Raw genomic sequence first — 13,263 nt, forward strand, 5'->3', positions numbered from 1 at the left:
TTTCAGTCCCTGCGTCGTGTGCGCCACAGGCTCAGCGCCAGCAGCATGGAGAGCACCGACGAGCCGATCCAGAACGCGATCGCCGGGCCGAAATTGTAGTGGCGCACGCCATCGACCATGGTCATGCCGTGCTGGATCAGCGTGCCGGACACCTGCTCCTGCACGCCGGCGCCGATGTAGCTGCAGATGCCGATCACGCCCATCGCCGCGCCGGCCACGCGCTTGGGCGCGATGTCCACCGCGAACAGGCCGCCCAGCGAGGTGACCAGGCCGGTCAGGCCCATGCCGAACAGCACCATCGCGATGATCAGCGACCACAGGTGATTGGGGCCATAGAAGAACAGCAGCAGGCCAGCCAGTTCCAGCAGCGCGAAGATCAGGTTCACCGGCGGCCGGTGTGCGTCGAACAGCTTGTCGGAAATGAAGCCGAACGCAATGGCGCCGGCCATTCCGGCCAGGGTGCTGATCATCAGCAAGGTGCCGGCCATGGTCAGCGAGTAACCGTGGATCTCCTGCAGGTACAGCACGCCCCAGGAATTGATCGCGTAGCGCGTCACGTAGGTGGTGGCCGAGGCCAGGCACAGCACCCAGATCGCGGGCATCTTCAGGATCGACAGCTGCAGCTTCAGCACCGAGGCGATCTTCGGTTTCGACGCTTCGCCGAAGTTGTCGTTCTTCCAGTCGTTGACCGCGGGCAGGCCCAGGGTGGGCGGGCGATCCTGCAGCAGCAGGTAGGCGCCGATCGCGGTGGCCACGCCGATCATGCCCGGCCCCCAGAAACCGAAGCGCCAGCCGAAGGTGGCCACGGTGGCGCCCACGACGAGAAAGGTCAGGCCTTCGCCAATCGAGTGCGCGGTGCTCCAGATGCCGTAGGTGCGCCCGCGCTCGCGGTTGGAGAACCACGCCGTCATCGCCACCACGCCGCCCGGCGCGCCGAAGCTCTGGAACCAGCCGTTGAGCCCCCACAGGATCACCGCCAGCCACACCGTGGTGACGAAGCCCATCGCCAGGTTGCACACCGCGGTGGTGAGGAAGGCGAAGGCCAGGAAACGCTTCATGTTCGCGTGATCGGCGAGGAAGCCGTTGGTGAGCTTGCCGATCGCGTAGGTATAAAAAAGTGCCGAACCGATCATGCCCAGTTCGGCGGGAGTAAAGATGCCGGCGTCGATGATCGGTTTCTTGACCACGCCGAGCGCCAGGCGGCAGGTGTAGATCAGGCCGTAGCCCAGCGTTATCGCAAGCATCACGCGCAGGCGATGCTTGCGATATTGCCGGTCGATGACGTCCCTGTCGGTGATCTCGGGCTGGTCAGCTCCGGTTGCGAAAAACGCCAGCCATCCACGCGCCATCGGACTCCCCCTCAGCGGCCGGCGCAGCACGCACCGGCCTCGTTGCAATCAGACTATTTCATATTTGAACAAATTGGAAGAATTATTCCATATACGCCGAAACGCCTTGCTTCCCCCGCTGCGCGGAGGAAGGATCGTTCGTGTCACGCCGTCACAAGGTCGGGATCACGAAGCTCTGCTCGATCGCTTCGCCGCCCCTGGGCCAGCGCTGGGTCACCGTCTTGGTGCGGGTGTAGAAGCGCACGCCGTCCATGCCGTACTGGTTGAGGTCGGCGAAGCCCGAGCGCTTCCAGCCGCCGAAGCTGTGGTACGCCACCGGCACCGGGATCGGCACGTTGATGCCGACCATGCCCACCTCGACGCGGTCGGCGAACTCGCGCGCCGCGTCGCCGCTGCGGGTGAAGATGCTGACGCCGTTGCCGTAGGGATGCTGCGACGGCAACGCCAGCGCTTCCTCGAAGCTGTGAGCACGCACGATCTGCAGCACCGGGCCGAAGATCTCGTCCTGGTAAGTCTTCATCGTGGGCTTCACGTGGTCGAACAGCGTGGGCGCCAGGAAGAAGCCGCCTTCGTGGCCGGGCACCTTGAGGCCGCGGCCGTCGACCACCAGCTCCGCACCTTCGTCCACGCCGAGCTGGATATAGCCCTCGATGCGCGCCTTGTGCGCCGCCGACACCACCGGGCCGTAATGCGCATCGGGATTGCCGGAGACGCCCACCTGCAGCGCGGCGATCGCCGGCAGCAGTTTCGCGCGCAGCGCGTCGGCGGTCGCCTCGCCCACCGGAACCACCACTGGCAGCGCCATGCAGCGCTCGCCGGCCGAACCGTAGGCGGCGCCCATCAGGTCGGCGACAACCTGGTCGAGGTCCGCATCCGGCAGCACGATGCCGTGGTTCTTGGCGCCGCCCATGCACTGCACGCGCTTGCCGTGCGCCGCGCCGGCCGCGTACACCGATTGCGCCACGTCGGACGAGCCGACGAAGCTGACCGCCTTGATCGTCGGATGCGCCACGATCGCGTCGACGATCTCCTTGTCGCCGTGCACCACGTTGAGGATGCCCGGCGGCAAGCCGGCCTCGATCATCAGCTCGGCCAGCCGCACCGGCACCGACGGGTCGCGCTCGGACGGCTTGAGGATGAACGCGTTGCCGGTGGCGATCGCCGGGCCGAACATCCACATCGGGATCATCGCGGGGAAGTTGAACGGCGTGATGCCGGCCACCACGCCCAGCGGCTGCATCGCCGAATAGACGTCTATCCGCGGGCCGGCGCCCTGGGTGTATTCGCCCTTCAGCAGGTGCGGGATGCCGCAGGCGAACTCGATCACCTCCAGCCCGCGCAGCACGTCGCCGTGCGCATCGGACACCACCTTGCCGTGCTCGCTGGCCAGCAGCTCGGCCAGCTCCTGCTTGTGCACGTTGAGCAGGCGCACGAACTCGAACATCACCCGCGCGCGGCGTTGCGGATTCACCGCGGCCCACGCCGGCTGCGCCTCGGCGGCGTTGCGCACCGCGCGATCAAGCTCCGCGGCGTTGGCCAGCGACACCTTCGCCTGCACCTGGCCGCTGTTCGGATCGAAGACGTCGCTGTGGCGACCGGAGGTGCCGACAACGGTCTGGCCGCCGATGAAATGTTCGATGTTGCGCATGACTCACTCCTGCATGATGTTTTCTGGTGGGCGCCGGATGGCCGGCCCGATGACCCGTTCCCCGCGAGGTCTGGATCTTTCGCTTCCCCCGCCGGCAGCGGGGGAAGCTGCCCGGAGGGCTGATGGGGGCGCTTTTTGCGCGATGGCAGATCAAGAGCACATCCCCATCCGCCTTACGTGCCGCTCCTGCGGCACGCCCTCCGGGCCGGCTTCGCCGTTCGCTTCGGCATCCTGCCTTCGCAGTCGGCCCCTTCCCCCGCTTGGCGGGGGAAGGGAGTCTTGCCGCGGGGTTAGCCGGGGGGACGGTGCGCGATCCAGTCGTGGGCCGGGTCGTTGCGGAAAATCCATTGGCGATGCGGGCCCGCCATCACGTTGAGGTAGTACAGGTCGTAGCCGTGCGCCGTGCCGACCGGGTGGTAGCCGCGCGGCACCATCACCACGTCGCCGTCTTCCACGCAGACGGTTTCGTCGAGCGAGCGGTCATCGGTGTAGACGCGCTGGAAGGCGAAGCCCTGCGGCGGGTTGAGCCGGTGGTAGTAGGTTTCCTCCAGCGCGGATTCCGTGCCTGCCTCGGCGGTGTCGTGCTTGTGCGGCGGGTAGCTGGACCAGTGCCCGCCGGGCGTGATCACTTCCACCACCAGCAGGCTGTCGGCCGGCTCGGTCTGCGGCAGGATGTTGCGCACGTGGCGGGTGTTGGTGCCTGCGCCGCGCACTTCGCGGCTCATCGCGGATTCGGCGATCAGCCGCGGTTCGCCCTGCCCCGTGCCAGGCGCGGTACAGACGGCCAATTCGATCGGGCCACTGGCGACGACTTCATAGGCGACGCCCGCGGGCACGTAGACGGCACCGGGCGCGCGATCCTCGAACGGGTTGCTGCGACCACCGACGTGCGCGAAGTGCAGTCCGCCCGCATCGACGTCGGCCATGCCGGCAACGATCACCAGGCAGGCCTCGCGGCCGGCCTCGCCGCCGGCGAACCGCTCACCGGCCGCCAGTTTCACCAGGCGGAAGCCGACATGTTTCCAGCCGGCGCTGGCCGGAGTCACTTCCAGCACGGTGCCCGTGGCGTCGGGCGCATGGGGGCGGACGCGCAGGCCGGCCATCACTGCAACCCCGCGGCGGCGGCGCGCTCCCGCAGCGTGCCGAGGCCGAGTTGGGCGTAGGTGCGCGGATCGGCCAGGGCCGGGTCCTGCTCGGCCTCGATCACGATCCAGCCGCTGTAACGGATCTTCGCCAGTGCAGCCATCAGCGCCGCGTAATCCAGGCCACCGTCACCGGGCACGGTGAACATGCCGGCCAGCACGCCGTCGAGGAAACTCGAACCGGCTGCGCGCAGTTCGTCGAACACCTCGCGGCGTACGTCCTTGCAATGCACGTGGGCGATGCGCGCAGGATGCTCGGCGATCAGCTGCAACGCGTCGATGCCGCCCAGCGCGGCGTGGCCGGTGTCCAGGGTCAGCCCCACCGATGCGCCGGTGTGGCGCAGGAAGGCCTGCAGGTCCGACGCGCGCTCGACCACGGTGCCCAGGTGATGGTGGTAGGCGAAGCGGATGCCCTGGGCCTGGATGTAATCGGCCACCTCGGTCAGGCGCTGGCCGAACACGGTCCACTCGTCCGGGCCGAGTTGCGGCGTGTCCTGCATGGCCTGGTCGCGCTGGCCATGGATCGCGTTGCTGGTTTCGGCGAACACGAACACCGTGCTGCCCATCGCCTTGAGCAGTTCCAGATGCGGCTGCAGCGCCACGATCTCGTCGTGGGCGGACTGCGTCAGCAGCGAGCCGCTGTACCAGCCGCCGATCAGGTCGAGCTGATAGCGCGCCAGCAGCGGCTTCAGCGCGGCCGCCTGGCGCGGGAACTTGCCGCCCAGCTCGACGCCTTCGAAGCCCAGCTCCTGGATGTCATGCAGGATGCTTTCCAGCGGCGTGTCGCCGCCCAGCTCGGGCATGTCGTCGTTGGCCCAGGCGATCGGGCTGACGCCGAAACGGATGCTCATGACAAATCCTTCTTCTGTCGGATGCCCTGCTCGTAGGCACGCCGCGCGGCCTCCACTTCAGGGCGTTCGGAAACTTCCGGCACCGCCACGTCCCACCACCAGCCGCCGGCTTCGGTGCTCTTCAGCGGATCGGTGTCGATCACCACCACGTAGCTGCGTGTGGCGGCGCGTGCACGCACCAGCGCGGCTTCCAGTTCGCCCAGCGTCGCGACGTGTTCGGACAGCGCGCCCAGGCTCGCCGCGTGGGCGGCGAAGTCGATCGACGGCAGCACGTCGTGCGCGGCATCGGCCAGCAGGTTGTTGAAGCCGGCGCCGCCGGTGGCGTGCTGCAGGCGGTTGATGCAGCCATAGCCCCGGTTGTCCAGTAGCACCACGATCAGCTTGCGGCCCAGCATCACCGAGCTGGCCAGTTCCGAATTCATCATCAGGTAGCTGCCGTCGCCGACCATCACCACCACCTCGCGACCGGGCGCCGCCATCTTCACGCCGAGGCCGCCGGCGATCTCGTAGCCCATGCACGAATAGCCGTACTCGACGTGATAGCCGTCGCTGCGCGCGGTGCGCCACAGCTTGTGCAACTCGCCCGGCAGGCCGCCGGCCGCGCACACCACGATGGCGTCCTCGTCCACGCTGCGCTGCACCGCGCCGATCACCTGGGCATCGCTGGGCAGGACCTGTGCGGCGGCGCCGGCGGTGGCCGCATCGACGGCCGCATTCCACGCCCGCACCTCGCCCGCATCGATGGCAGGCGCGCGCCAGCCGGCCAGCTCCGCGGACAATGCCTGCAGCACCGTGCGCGCATCGCCGAGCACGGCCTGCGCATCGTGCTTGTGCGCATCGAACGGCTGCACGTTGATCTGGAACTTCCGCGCCTGCTCGAACAGGCTGCGCGAGCCGGTGGTGAAATCCGCCAGCCGCGTGCCGATGCCGACGACAAGATCGGCACGCGCGGCCGCCGCGTTCGCCGCGCTCGATCCGGTGACGCCGATCGAGCCCAGCGAGCAGGAATGATTCCACGGCAACGCGCCCTTGCCGGCCTGGGTCTCGGCCACGGCCAGGCCGGTGGCTTCGACCAGGGCGGCCAGCGCCGCTTCGGCGCCGCTGTACAGCACGCCGCCGCCGGCGATCAGCAGCGGATGCCGCGCCGCCTTCAGCGCGCTCACCAGCGCCGCGAATCCGGCGGCGTCGGCGCCGGGCCGGCGCTCTCGCCACAAGCGTCGCGCGAAGAATGTTTCGGGATAGTCGAACGCCTCGGCCTGCACGTCCTGGCAGAACGCGATGGTGGCCGGGCCGCAGCTGGCCGGGTCGAGCATCGTGGCGAGCGCCTTGGGCAGCGCGTCGATGATCTGTTCGGGCCGGGTGATCCGCTCGAAATGGCGCGACACCGGACGGAAGCAGTCGTTGGCCGTGACCGTGGCGTCAGCGAAGTCCTCGACCTGCTGCAGCACCGGATCGGGCTGGTGGCTGGCGAACACGTCGCCGGGCAGCAGCAGCACCGGCAGGCGGTTGACGTGGGCCAGCGCCGCCGCGGTGACCATGTTGGTGGCGCCCGGGCCGATCGAGCTGGTGCAGACCATCGCGCGGCGGCGGCGCATCTGTTTCGCGTACGCGATCGCGGCGTGGGCCATGCCCTGCTCGTTGTGCGCGCGCCAAGTGGGAAACGTGTCGCGCACGGCGTGCAGCGCCTCGCCGAAACCGGCCACGTTGCCATGGCCGAAGATCGCCCAGGCGCCGGCGAAGTACGGCACTTCCTCGCCGTCGACGATCACGTATTGCGCCGCCAGCCAGCGCACCGTCGCCTGTGCCGCGGTCAGTCGCACGATGGCCATCTCACACCGCCTCGCTGCGGCAGGCCAGGGCCGCTGCGCGGGCCTCGCGCCATGCTTCGACCAGCACGGCGAAGCGCGCGCAGAGATCGGCGATCGCCGCCTCGTCATCGAAGCTGCCGGACAACCAGCGTGCCGCGGCATCCGCGAAAATCGTGCGCCCCACCGCGAAGCCCTTGACGATGGGACTGGCCGCGGCGCTGCGGAACGAATCGGCGAGCACTTCGCTGGGCGCCTGCAGGCCCAGCAGCAGGACGCCGTGGCAAAGCGGATCGTTGCGTCGAATGGCGCGCTCGATATGGCCCCAGGTGGCGCCGTCGGCGGCCGGTTCGAGTTTCCACCAGTCCGGTTTCATGCCCCGATCATAGAGACACTGGATCGCCCGCGCCGCGGTGTACTGGTCGACCGGTCCATGGCGCGAGGCGATCACTTCCAGCAGCAGCTCGTGGCGGGTCTTGCGGCAGGCGTCCTGCAGGCGCAGCAGCTGGCGTTCCTGCTGTTCGCACAACTCGCGCGGGTCGTCCGGGTGATAGAACACCAGGCACTTCACCACGTGGTTGTACGGCCAGGTGGCCAGCTCGGTGGCCACGTCGGCGGAGCTTTCGAACACCAGCGGGCGCGAACCGGGCAGCTCGATCGGACGGCCGATCCAGTACGGACGATCGGCGGCGGCTTCCAGCGCGCGCATGCCGTAGCGGCCATCCAGCAACACGCCGAAACGGTCGTCGCCACGCGCCAGCCGGTCGACCGCCTGCAATACCAGCGCCTTGAACGCGGGGATGCGGGCCGGGTCCGCCCCGGTCTCGCGGCAGATGTCCTCGAACTGGCTGCGATGATCGACCGCCAGCACGGTGAGGTCCTCGTGCACGCGGGCCCGCGTGGTCGCCCAGTGCAGCTGTTCCAGCGCGGCATCGTCGCGCAGCCGGAACGGTCGTTCGCCGCCACCGAGGAACGCCTGCAGTTCGTCCCAGGTCGGCATCGCGGGCGCGCAGCCGTGGCGCGAGACCACGATGGCGCCGCAGGCGTTGGCGTATTCGCAACACGTCGACAACGGCTCGTCGCGCAGCCAGCCGCGCAGGAAGCCGGCCATGAATGCATCGCCGGCGCCCAGCACGTTGAACACCTCGACCTGGAAACCGCGGCCGACCACGCCGTCGTCGAGGCGGTCGGGGATCGCGGCGGGGAACGCCGAGCAACCCAGCGCGCCGCGCTTGCACACCAGCAACGCGTCGCTGCGCGCGCGGATCGCCCGCAGCGCGGCGATGGTGTCGGTGCTGCCGCCGAGGATGTGGATCTCTTCCTCGGTGCCCACGATCAGGTCGCACAGCGGCAGCACCTGCTGCAGCCGCACGGTGACTTCGGCGTCGGCGACGAAGCGGTTCTCGCCCATGTCCCTGCCGGTCAGCCCCCACAGCACGGGCCGGTAATCGATGTCGAACACCACCCTGGCGCCGGCGGCGCGGGCCAGTTCGCAGGCGTGCACGGAGGCGTCGAACACGTTCGGCCGCGACAGGTGCGTGCCGTTGATCAGCACGGAGCGCGCGGACTGCACCAGCTCCACGTCGATGTCCGAGACGCCCAGCGCCATGTCGGCGCAGTTCTCGCGATAGAAGATCAGCGGGAACGTGTCCGGGTCGCGGATGCCCAGGAAGACCAGCGCGGTGAGCCGCTCGCGGTCGGTGACCAGGCCATCGACGCAGACGCCTTCGCGCCGCAGCTGCTCGTGGATGAAGCGGCCGAAATGGTCGGCGCCCACGCGGGTGACCAGGGCGCTGCGCAAGCCGAGTCGCGAGGCGCCGACGGCGGTGTTGGTCGGACTGCCGCCGATGTACTTCGCGAAAGAGGTCATGTCCTCCAGGCGACCACCGGTCTGCTCGCCGTACAAGTCGATGCAGGATCGTCCGATGGTTACAAGGTCAAGCTGACGCTTTGCCCCTTCCATATGCACTTCTCTCACGGGTCTCCGGCGCCCACCGCTCCGGATGCACGTAATATATATTCTATTTTCTATTTTTTAGCAACAGATGTTTCATTTCTTGGCGGACCTGGAAGACGGCAGCCGCGAACTGTTGCGCCGGGGCGTGCTGCTGGCGAAGGCGTAGGAGATCACCAGCGCCTGGGCCAGGCACATGGAAGCGGACAGCGAGCGGAACTTGCGCACTTCGGCCTCACGCACCTGCAGCACCACGGTGGCGGGCTTGGCCACCGGGCTGACCAGGCTGTCGCTGATCGACAGCACCTTGCAGTGGTTCTCCGCGGCCGCATCGATCATCTGCACCGCCTCTTCCGCATACGGGTGGTAGCTCACCGCGATCAGCAGGTCGCGGCGGGTGATCGCGTGGATCTGCTGGCGGGTCATGCCGCCGATGCTGTCGATGAAGACGGTCTTCTTGTCCACCTGGTGCAGCGAGTAGGCCAGGTAGGCGGCGACCGGGAAGGAACGGCGGAAGCCGGCCACGTAGACGGTGTCTGCCTCCTCGATCAGTTTCACCGCGGCCGCCAGGTTCTTGCGGCCCACCGCGTCGGCGAGGTTGTGCAGGGCCAGCACGTTGCCCTCGACGAATTCGGCCAGCACCTGCACCGGGTCGCCCACCGACTTGCCGTCGACGTTCTGGCTGAACTGCCGCACGCGCTCGCCGTAACCCAGCGCGGCGTTGCCCGACAGCAGGCCGTCACGGAACAGCCGCTGCATCTGGCTGGCGCCCTCGAAGCCGAACGACTTGGCGAAACGCACGATCGCCGACGGCTGCACGCTGCAGCGCTCGGCCAGCACGGCCAGCGTTTCCAGCGCCACCGCGTTGGGTTCGTCGAGCACGTAGCGGGCGATCTGCTGCAGGCGTTTGCTGAGCGATTCGTAGCGATCGAGGATGGCGGAGCGCAGTTCTTCGGCGCTGGCGGGCGGCACGTCCATTTCGACCATGGGGCTTTCCTTCGTGTTTCGCCGGGCTGCACGCGCAACACCGGCCTTTGTTGAAATATGGCGCAACTTTCCAGAAATTCTATTACACTAAAAAACAGAATATCAGTTCTATTTTTTTCGGCAACTCAGCTCGGGGGAGTCTACTCTTGGACAGAATCGACGTTGTCTTGATCGGCGCGGGCCGCATGGGCCAGGTGCACGGGCCCAATGCCGCCCGCCACCCGGGCCTGCGCCTGAAGTACGTGGTGGATCCCCGCGCCGAGGCCGCGGGCTTCGCCGCCCTGCACGGCGCCAGCATGGTCAGCCTGGAACAGGCGCTGGCCGATCCCTCGATCGGCGGCGTGCTGATCTGCAGCTCGACCGACCAGCACCTGGGCCACGCGCTGGCGGCGGTCGAGGCGGGCAAGGCGGTGTTCTGCGAGAAGCCGATCGATCTGGATCTGGAAAAGGTGCGGGCGGCGCAGTCGCGCTTCGCCGGCGCCCGCTTCCTGCTCGGCTTCAACCGGCGCTTCGATCCGCAGTTTGCGCGACTGAAGCAGCAGCTGGACGCGGGCGCGATCGGCCGGCTGGAAACCCTGCACCTGGTCAACCACGACCCGGCATCGCCGCCGGCGGGCTTCATTCCCACCAGCGGCGGCCTGTTCAAGGACTTCACCATCCACGATCTGGACATGGCGCGCTGGCTGATGGGCGAGGAGCCGGTCGAAGTGTTCGCCAGCGCCAGTTGCCTGGTCGACCCGGAGATCGGCCGCCAGGGCGACGTCGACACCGCCCGCTGCGTGCTGAAGACCGCCAGCGGCCGGCTGTGCGTGATCTCCAACACGCGCCGCAGCGGCTACGGTTACGACCAGCGCATCGAGGCGTTCGGCTCGACCGGCATGATCCGCGCCGACAACGTGGCGCAGGACACCGTGCACACGCTGACCGAGGCCGGCAGCTGCGGCGCGCCGATCATGCCCGCCTTCGCCGAGCGCTACCGCGAGGCCTATCGCGCCCAGATCGACCACTTCGCCGACGTGGTGCACGGCCGTGCCGTTTCGCGCACCGATTATGCCGACGGCGTGGCCGCGCTGATCCTGGCCGAGGCCTGCGCATGGTCCGCGCAGCACGAACAAGTCTTCACCCTCTGAGCGAGACACGATCATGCACAAAGTCGTCATAGTCGGAGCCGGCCGCATCGGTCGCATCCATGCCCGCAACGCCGCCCTGCATCCACGCATCGAACTGGCCGGCGTGATCGACGCGATCGACGCGTCGGCGCAGGCGCTTGCTGCGGAGTGGAACGCCCCGGTCACCACCCTCGACGCCGCGCTGGCCGATGCATCGGTCCGCGGCGTGATCATCGCCAGCTCCACCGACACCCACCTGGACTACTGCGTGCGCGCCGCCGCCGCCGGCAAGGCGATCTTCTGCGAAAAACCCATCGACCAGGACCTGGCCCGTGCCCGCGGCGCGGCGGCGAAGCTGTCCGGCGCCAACCTGCTGCTGGCCTTCAACCGGCGTTTCGATCCGAACTTCCGGGCATTGAAGGCGCGCCTGGACAGCGGCCGGATCGGCACGATCGAAAGCCTGCAGATCACCTCGAACGATCCCGCGCCGCCGCCGCCGTCCTACGTCGCCGTGTCCGGCGGCCTGTTCAAGGACATGGCGATCCACGACTTCGACATGGCCCGCTGGCTGCTCGGCGAGGAACCGACCCAGGTCTATGCCACCGGCAGTTGCCTGGTCGACCCGGTGATCGGCGAACTGGGCGACGTGGACACCGCGCGCACGCTGCTGAAAACCGCCTCGGGCAGGCTCTGCGTGATCTCCAACAGCCGCCGCAGCGGTTTCGGCTACGACCAGCGCATCGAGGCGTTCGCTTCCGGCGGCATGGTGCGGGCGGACAACGTGCTGGAGAGCACCACCCAGGTCTGCACCGAGGCCGGCGTCGCCAGCGACCGCCTGCAGAACTTCTTCCTCGACCGCTACGCCGAGGCCTATCGCAGCGAGATGGAGCACTTCGCCGACATGCTCGACGGCACGCGTGCCGCGGTCGGTTATGCCGACGGCGTGGCGGCGCTGGCGCTGGCCGAAGCGGCCAGCGAATCGGTACGTTCGGGCGCGCCGGTCAGGCTCTGAATGAAGCGATGGCGGCGACCATCACGGTCGCCGCCATCGTGTTCCAGGCTGCCTTGATCAGGGCAGCACGGGCCGGCGCAGCACCGGCACCAGCTTGTCCTTGACGATCTTCTCGAAGTCCGCCAGCGGGCAGCGCTCAGCGCAACCCGGAATCGGGATGTACTGGTACGAGGCCGGATTACCGGCGTCGAGCTTCTGCAGCTCGCGCACCTGGTCCATCGTCTGCGAGCGGTAGAACGCACGGACGAACTGCGCGCCCGACGGATCGGCCAGCACCTCGAAACCGATCGCGCCGCCCGGCGGCGGATCGTCGCTGGGATAGCTGGGCACCTGCCAGTGCAGGTCGAGCATGCCGCCCAGGTCGGCAATGTTGGTGTCGTGTCCCACCAGCACCGTCAGCTTCGCGCCGTGTTCCACCGCCGCCAGCATGCGTGCGGCCAGCGGCGTGGCGGCGCGGGCCGCCACGTAGGGCGCGTGGCCTTCGTAGCGGAATTTCAGCGCGTGGAATTTCAGCAGGATGGAAACCTGCTCACGGGTGAGGTGCCCCCAGGCGACGTCCTTCATCGGCTTCCCTTCGAGGTATTCGAGCAGGAAGGTCTGGCTGGCAGTGGAGGCAACGCCGAACGGATTGCCCACGCCGGGGCGATCACCGTCCTTGTGCTCCAGCCCGGCCGGCATCTTCGAGATGTCGCAAGCTGCGGCGGGCGTGCAGCCCATCGCCTGGTTGAGCAGGGCGAACAACGGCGCCTGCGCCTGCACTTCCGCCGCCATGCCACCGGCGGGCATCAGCGCCTGCACGGCCTTCAGCGCGGCATCGGCATCGATCGCCACCGCCCGCGTATCCAGCGGATGGAATTCCACGTCGTCGCGCTTGTCGGCCGGGAACGCGACGTTGATGCCGCAATCGGGAGCCATGCCTTCGACCAGCGCCCGTGCGGTGGCCTGGGTGCGCGACTTCGCGCTGGCGGCGACCTCGACGTCTCCGTTCGCCGGACAGCCGGTGGCCGGCAGCAGGCCGCGGGCGGCCCAGTTGATGCGATCCCACTGGCCGAGCAGGCGCACCGCATCGCGGCCGTGCCCGGTCAGCTCGCCGAAGTCGACGTCCCATTGCGGCCACGGCGACGGGTTGGTGCCGGCCGGCGTGACTTGCTGCTTGGTCGGCGGCCTGACGCCGTGGCGCATCAGCATCACCACCCGTTGCAGCTTCAGTTCGACTGGCTGCGCGACGGCCGATGTCGCGGCCGTCGCCGGCGTGGACGACTGCGCGTCCGATGCGCGCGTGCACCCGCCCATGCTCATCGAGAACACCGCCAGCGGAATGCCGGCGAGCAGCTTCAGCGCAAGCGCGGATGAATTTCTGGAGTGCTTCAGTTGCATGTTCATTGCTCCTCGCAAACCGGACCTTG

At 68.3% G+C, this 13,263-nt stretch carries 10 protein-coding genes; 2 read left to right on the plus strand and 8 right to left on the minus strand.

Going from position 1 to position 13,263, the window contains the following annotated elements; translation table 11 throughout:
• Positions 1 to 2: 2 nt before the first annotated feature.
• From ASD55_RS15955 to ASD55_RS15985, 7 genes are all read right to left on the minus strand, one after another.
• Positions 3 to 1,349, minus strand: a complete 1,347-nt coding sequence (locus tag ASD55_RS15955; protein ID WP_056716329.1) for an MFS transporter — start codon at positions 1,347 to 1,349, stop codon at positions 3 to 5.
• A 151-nt stretch (positions 1,350 to 1,500) separates the two neighbouring features.
• Positions 1,501 to 2,997 (minus strand): CoA-acylating methylmalonate-semialdehyde dehydrogenase, encoded by a 1,497-nt coding sequence (locus tag ASD55_RS15960; RefSeq protein WP_056767687.1) that lies wholly within the window; start codon positions 2,995 to 2,997, stop codon positions 1,501 to 1,503.
• Between the two features lie 290 nt (positions 2,998 to 3,287).
• Entirely contained in the window at positions 3,288 to 4,100 is an 813-nt protein-coding gene (gene iolB / locus ASD55_RS15965) for a 5-deoxy-glucuronate isomerase (protein WP_056767690.1), read from the minus strand.
• Positions 4,100 to 4,990 carry a myo-inosose-2 dehydratase gene (iolE, locus tag ASD55_RS15970; RefSeq protein WP_056767692.1) on the minus strand — a complete coding sequence of 297 codons (891 nt, stop codon included), beginning with the start codon at positions 4,988 to 4,990 and terminating at the stop codon, positions 4,100 to 4,102. Before iolE ends, iolB begins: the two co-directional genes overlap by 1 nt.
• Complete coding sequence (gene iolD, locus ASD55_RS15975) at positions 4,987 to 6,819, minus strand: 3D-(3,5/4)-trihydroxycyclohexane-1,2-dione acylhydrolase (decyclizing) (RefSeq protein WP_056767694.1); 1,833 nt, start codon at positions 6,817 to 6,819, stop codon at positions 4,987 to 4,989. Before iolD ends, iolE begins: the two co-directional genes overlap by 4 nt.
• A 1-nt stretch (position 6,820) precedes the next feature.
• Entirely contained in the window at positions 6,821 to 8,758 is a 1,938-nt protein-coding gene (gene iolC / locus ASD55_RS15980) for a 5-dehydro-2-deoxygluconokinase (RefSeq protein ID WP_056767876.1), read from the minus strand.
• 87 nt (positions 8,759 to 8,845) lie between these two features.
• Positions 8,846 to 9,736, minus strand: coding sequence for a MurR/RpiR family transcriptional regulator (locus tag ASD55_RS15985; protein ID WP_056716346.1), 891 nt, complete (start codon positions 9,734 to 9,736; stop codon positions 8,846 to 8,848).
• Positions 9,737 to 9,882: 146 nt separating this feature from the next.
• Here ASD55_RS15985 and iolG (ASD55_RS15990) point away from each other — a divergent pair, with 146 nt between their 5' ends.
• Positions 9,883 to 10,866 (plus strand): inositol 2-dehydrogenase, encoded by a 984-nt coding sequence (gene iolG, locus ASD55_RS15990; protein WP_200946233.1) that lies wholly within the window; start codon positions 9,883 to 9,885, stop codon positions 10,864 to 10,866.
• Positions 10,867 to 10,879: 13 nt separating this feature from the next.
• Positions 10,880 to 11,857, plus strand: a complete 978-nt coding sequence (gene iolG, locus ASD55_RS15995) for an inositol 2-dehydrogenase (protein ID WP_056767697.1) — start codon at positions 10,880 to 10,882, stop codon at positions 11,855 to 11,857.
• 57 nt (positions 11,858 to 11,914) lie between these two features.
• On the opposite strand, the gene ASD55_RS16000 is transcribed toward iolG (ASD55_RS15995), so the two are convergent.
• Positions 11,915 to 13,234, minus strand: coding sequence for a histidine-type phosphatase (locus ASD55_RS16000; RefSeq protein WP_200946235.1), 1,320 nt, complete (start codon positions 13,232 to 13,234; stop codon positions 11,915 to 11,917).
• Positions 13,235 to 13,263: the final 29 nt, after the last annotated feature.

The sequence above is a fragment of the Rhodanobacter sp. Root561 genome, assembly GCF_001427365.1.
GTDB lineage: Bacteria > Pseudomonadota > Gammaproteobacteria > Xanthomonadales > Rhodanobacteraceae > Rhodanobacter.

Excerpts from the sequence above, each read along its gene's own strand:
- iolG (WP_056767697.1), top strand. The coding sequence starts at position 10,880 with ATGCACAAAGTCGTCATAGTCGGAGCCGGCCGCATCGGTCGCATCCAT.
- iolD (WP_056767694.1), bottom strand. The coding sequence starts at position 6,819 with ATGGCCATCGTGCGACTGACCGCGGCACAGGCGACGGTGCGCTGGCTG.
- iolB (WP_056767690.1), bottom strand. The coding sequence starts at position 4,100 with ATGGCCGGCCTGCGCGTCCGCCCCCATGCGCCCGACGCCACGGGCACC.
- ASD55_RS15955 (WP_056716329.1), bottom strand. The coding sequence starts at position 1,349 with ATGGCGCGTGGATGGCTGGCGTTTTTCGCAACCGGAGCTGACCAGCCC.
- iolE (WP_056767692.1), bottom strand. The coding sequence starts at position 4,990 with ATGAGCATCCGTTTCGGCGTCAGCCCGATCGCCTGGGCCAACGACGAC.
- ASD55_RS15960 (WP_056767687.1), bottom strand. The coding sequence starts at position 2,997 with ATGCGCAACATCGAACATTTCATCGGCGGCCAGACCGTTGTCGGCACC.
- ASD55_RS15985 (WP_056716346.1), bottom strand. The coding sequence starts at position 9,736 with ATGGTCGAAATGGACGTGCCGCCCGCCAGCGCCGAAGAACTGCGCTCC.
- ASD55_RS16000 (WP_200946235.1), bottom strand. The coding sequence starts at position 13,234 with ATGCAACTGAAGCACTCCAGAAATTCATCCGCGCTTGCGCTGAAGCTG.
- iolC (WP_056767876.1), bottom strand. The coding sequence starts at position 8,758 with ATGGAAGGGGCAAAGCGTCAGCTTGACCTTGTAACCATCGGACGATCC.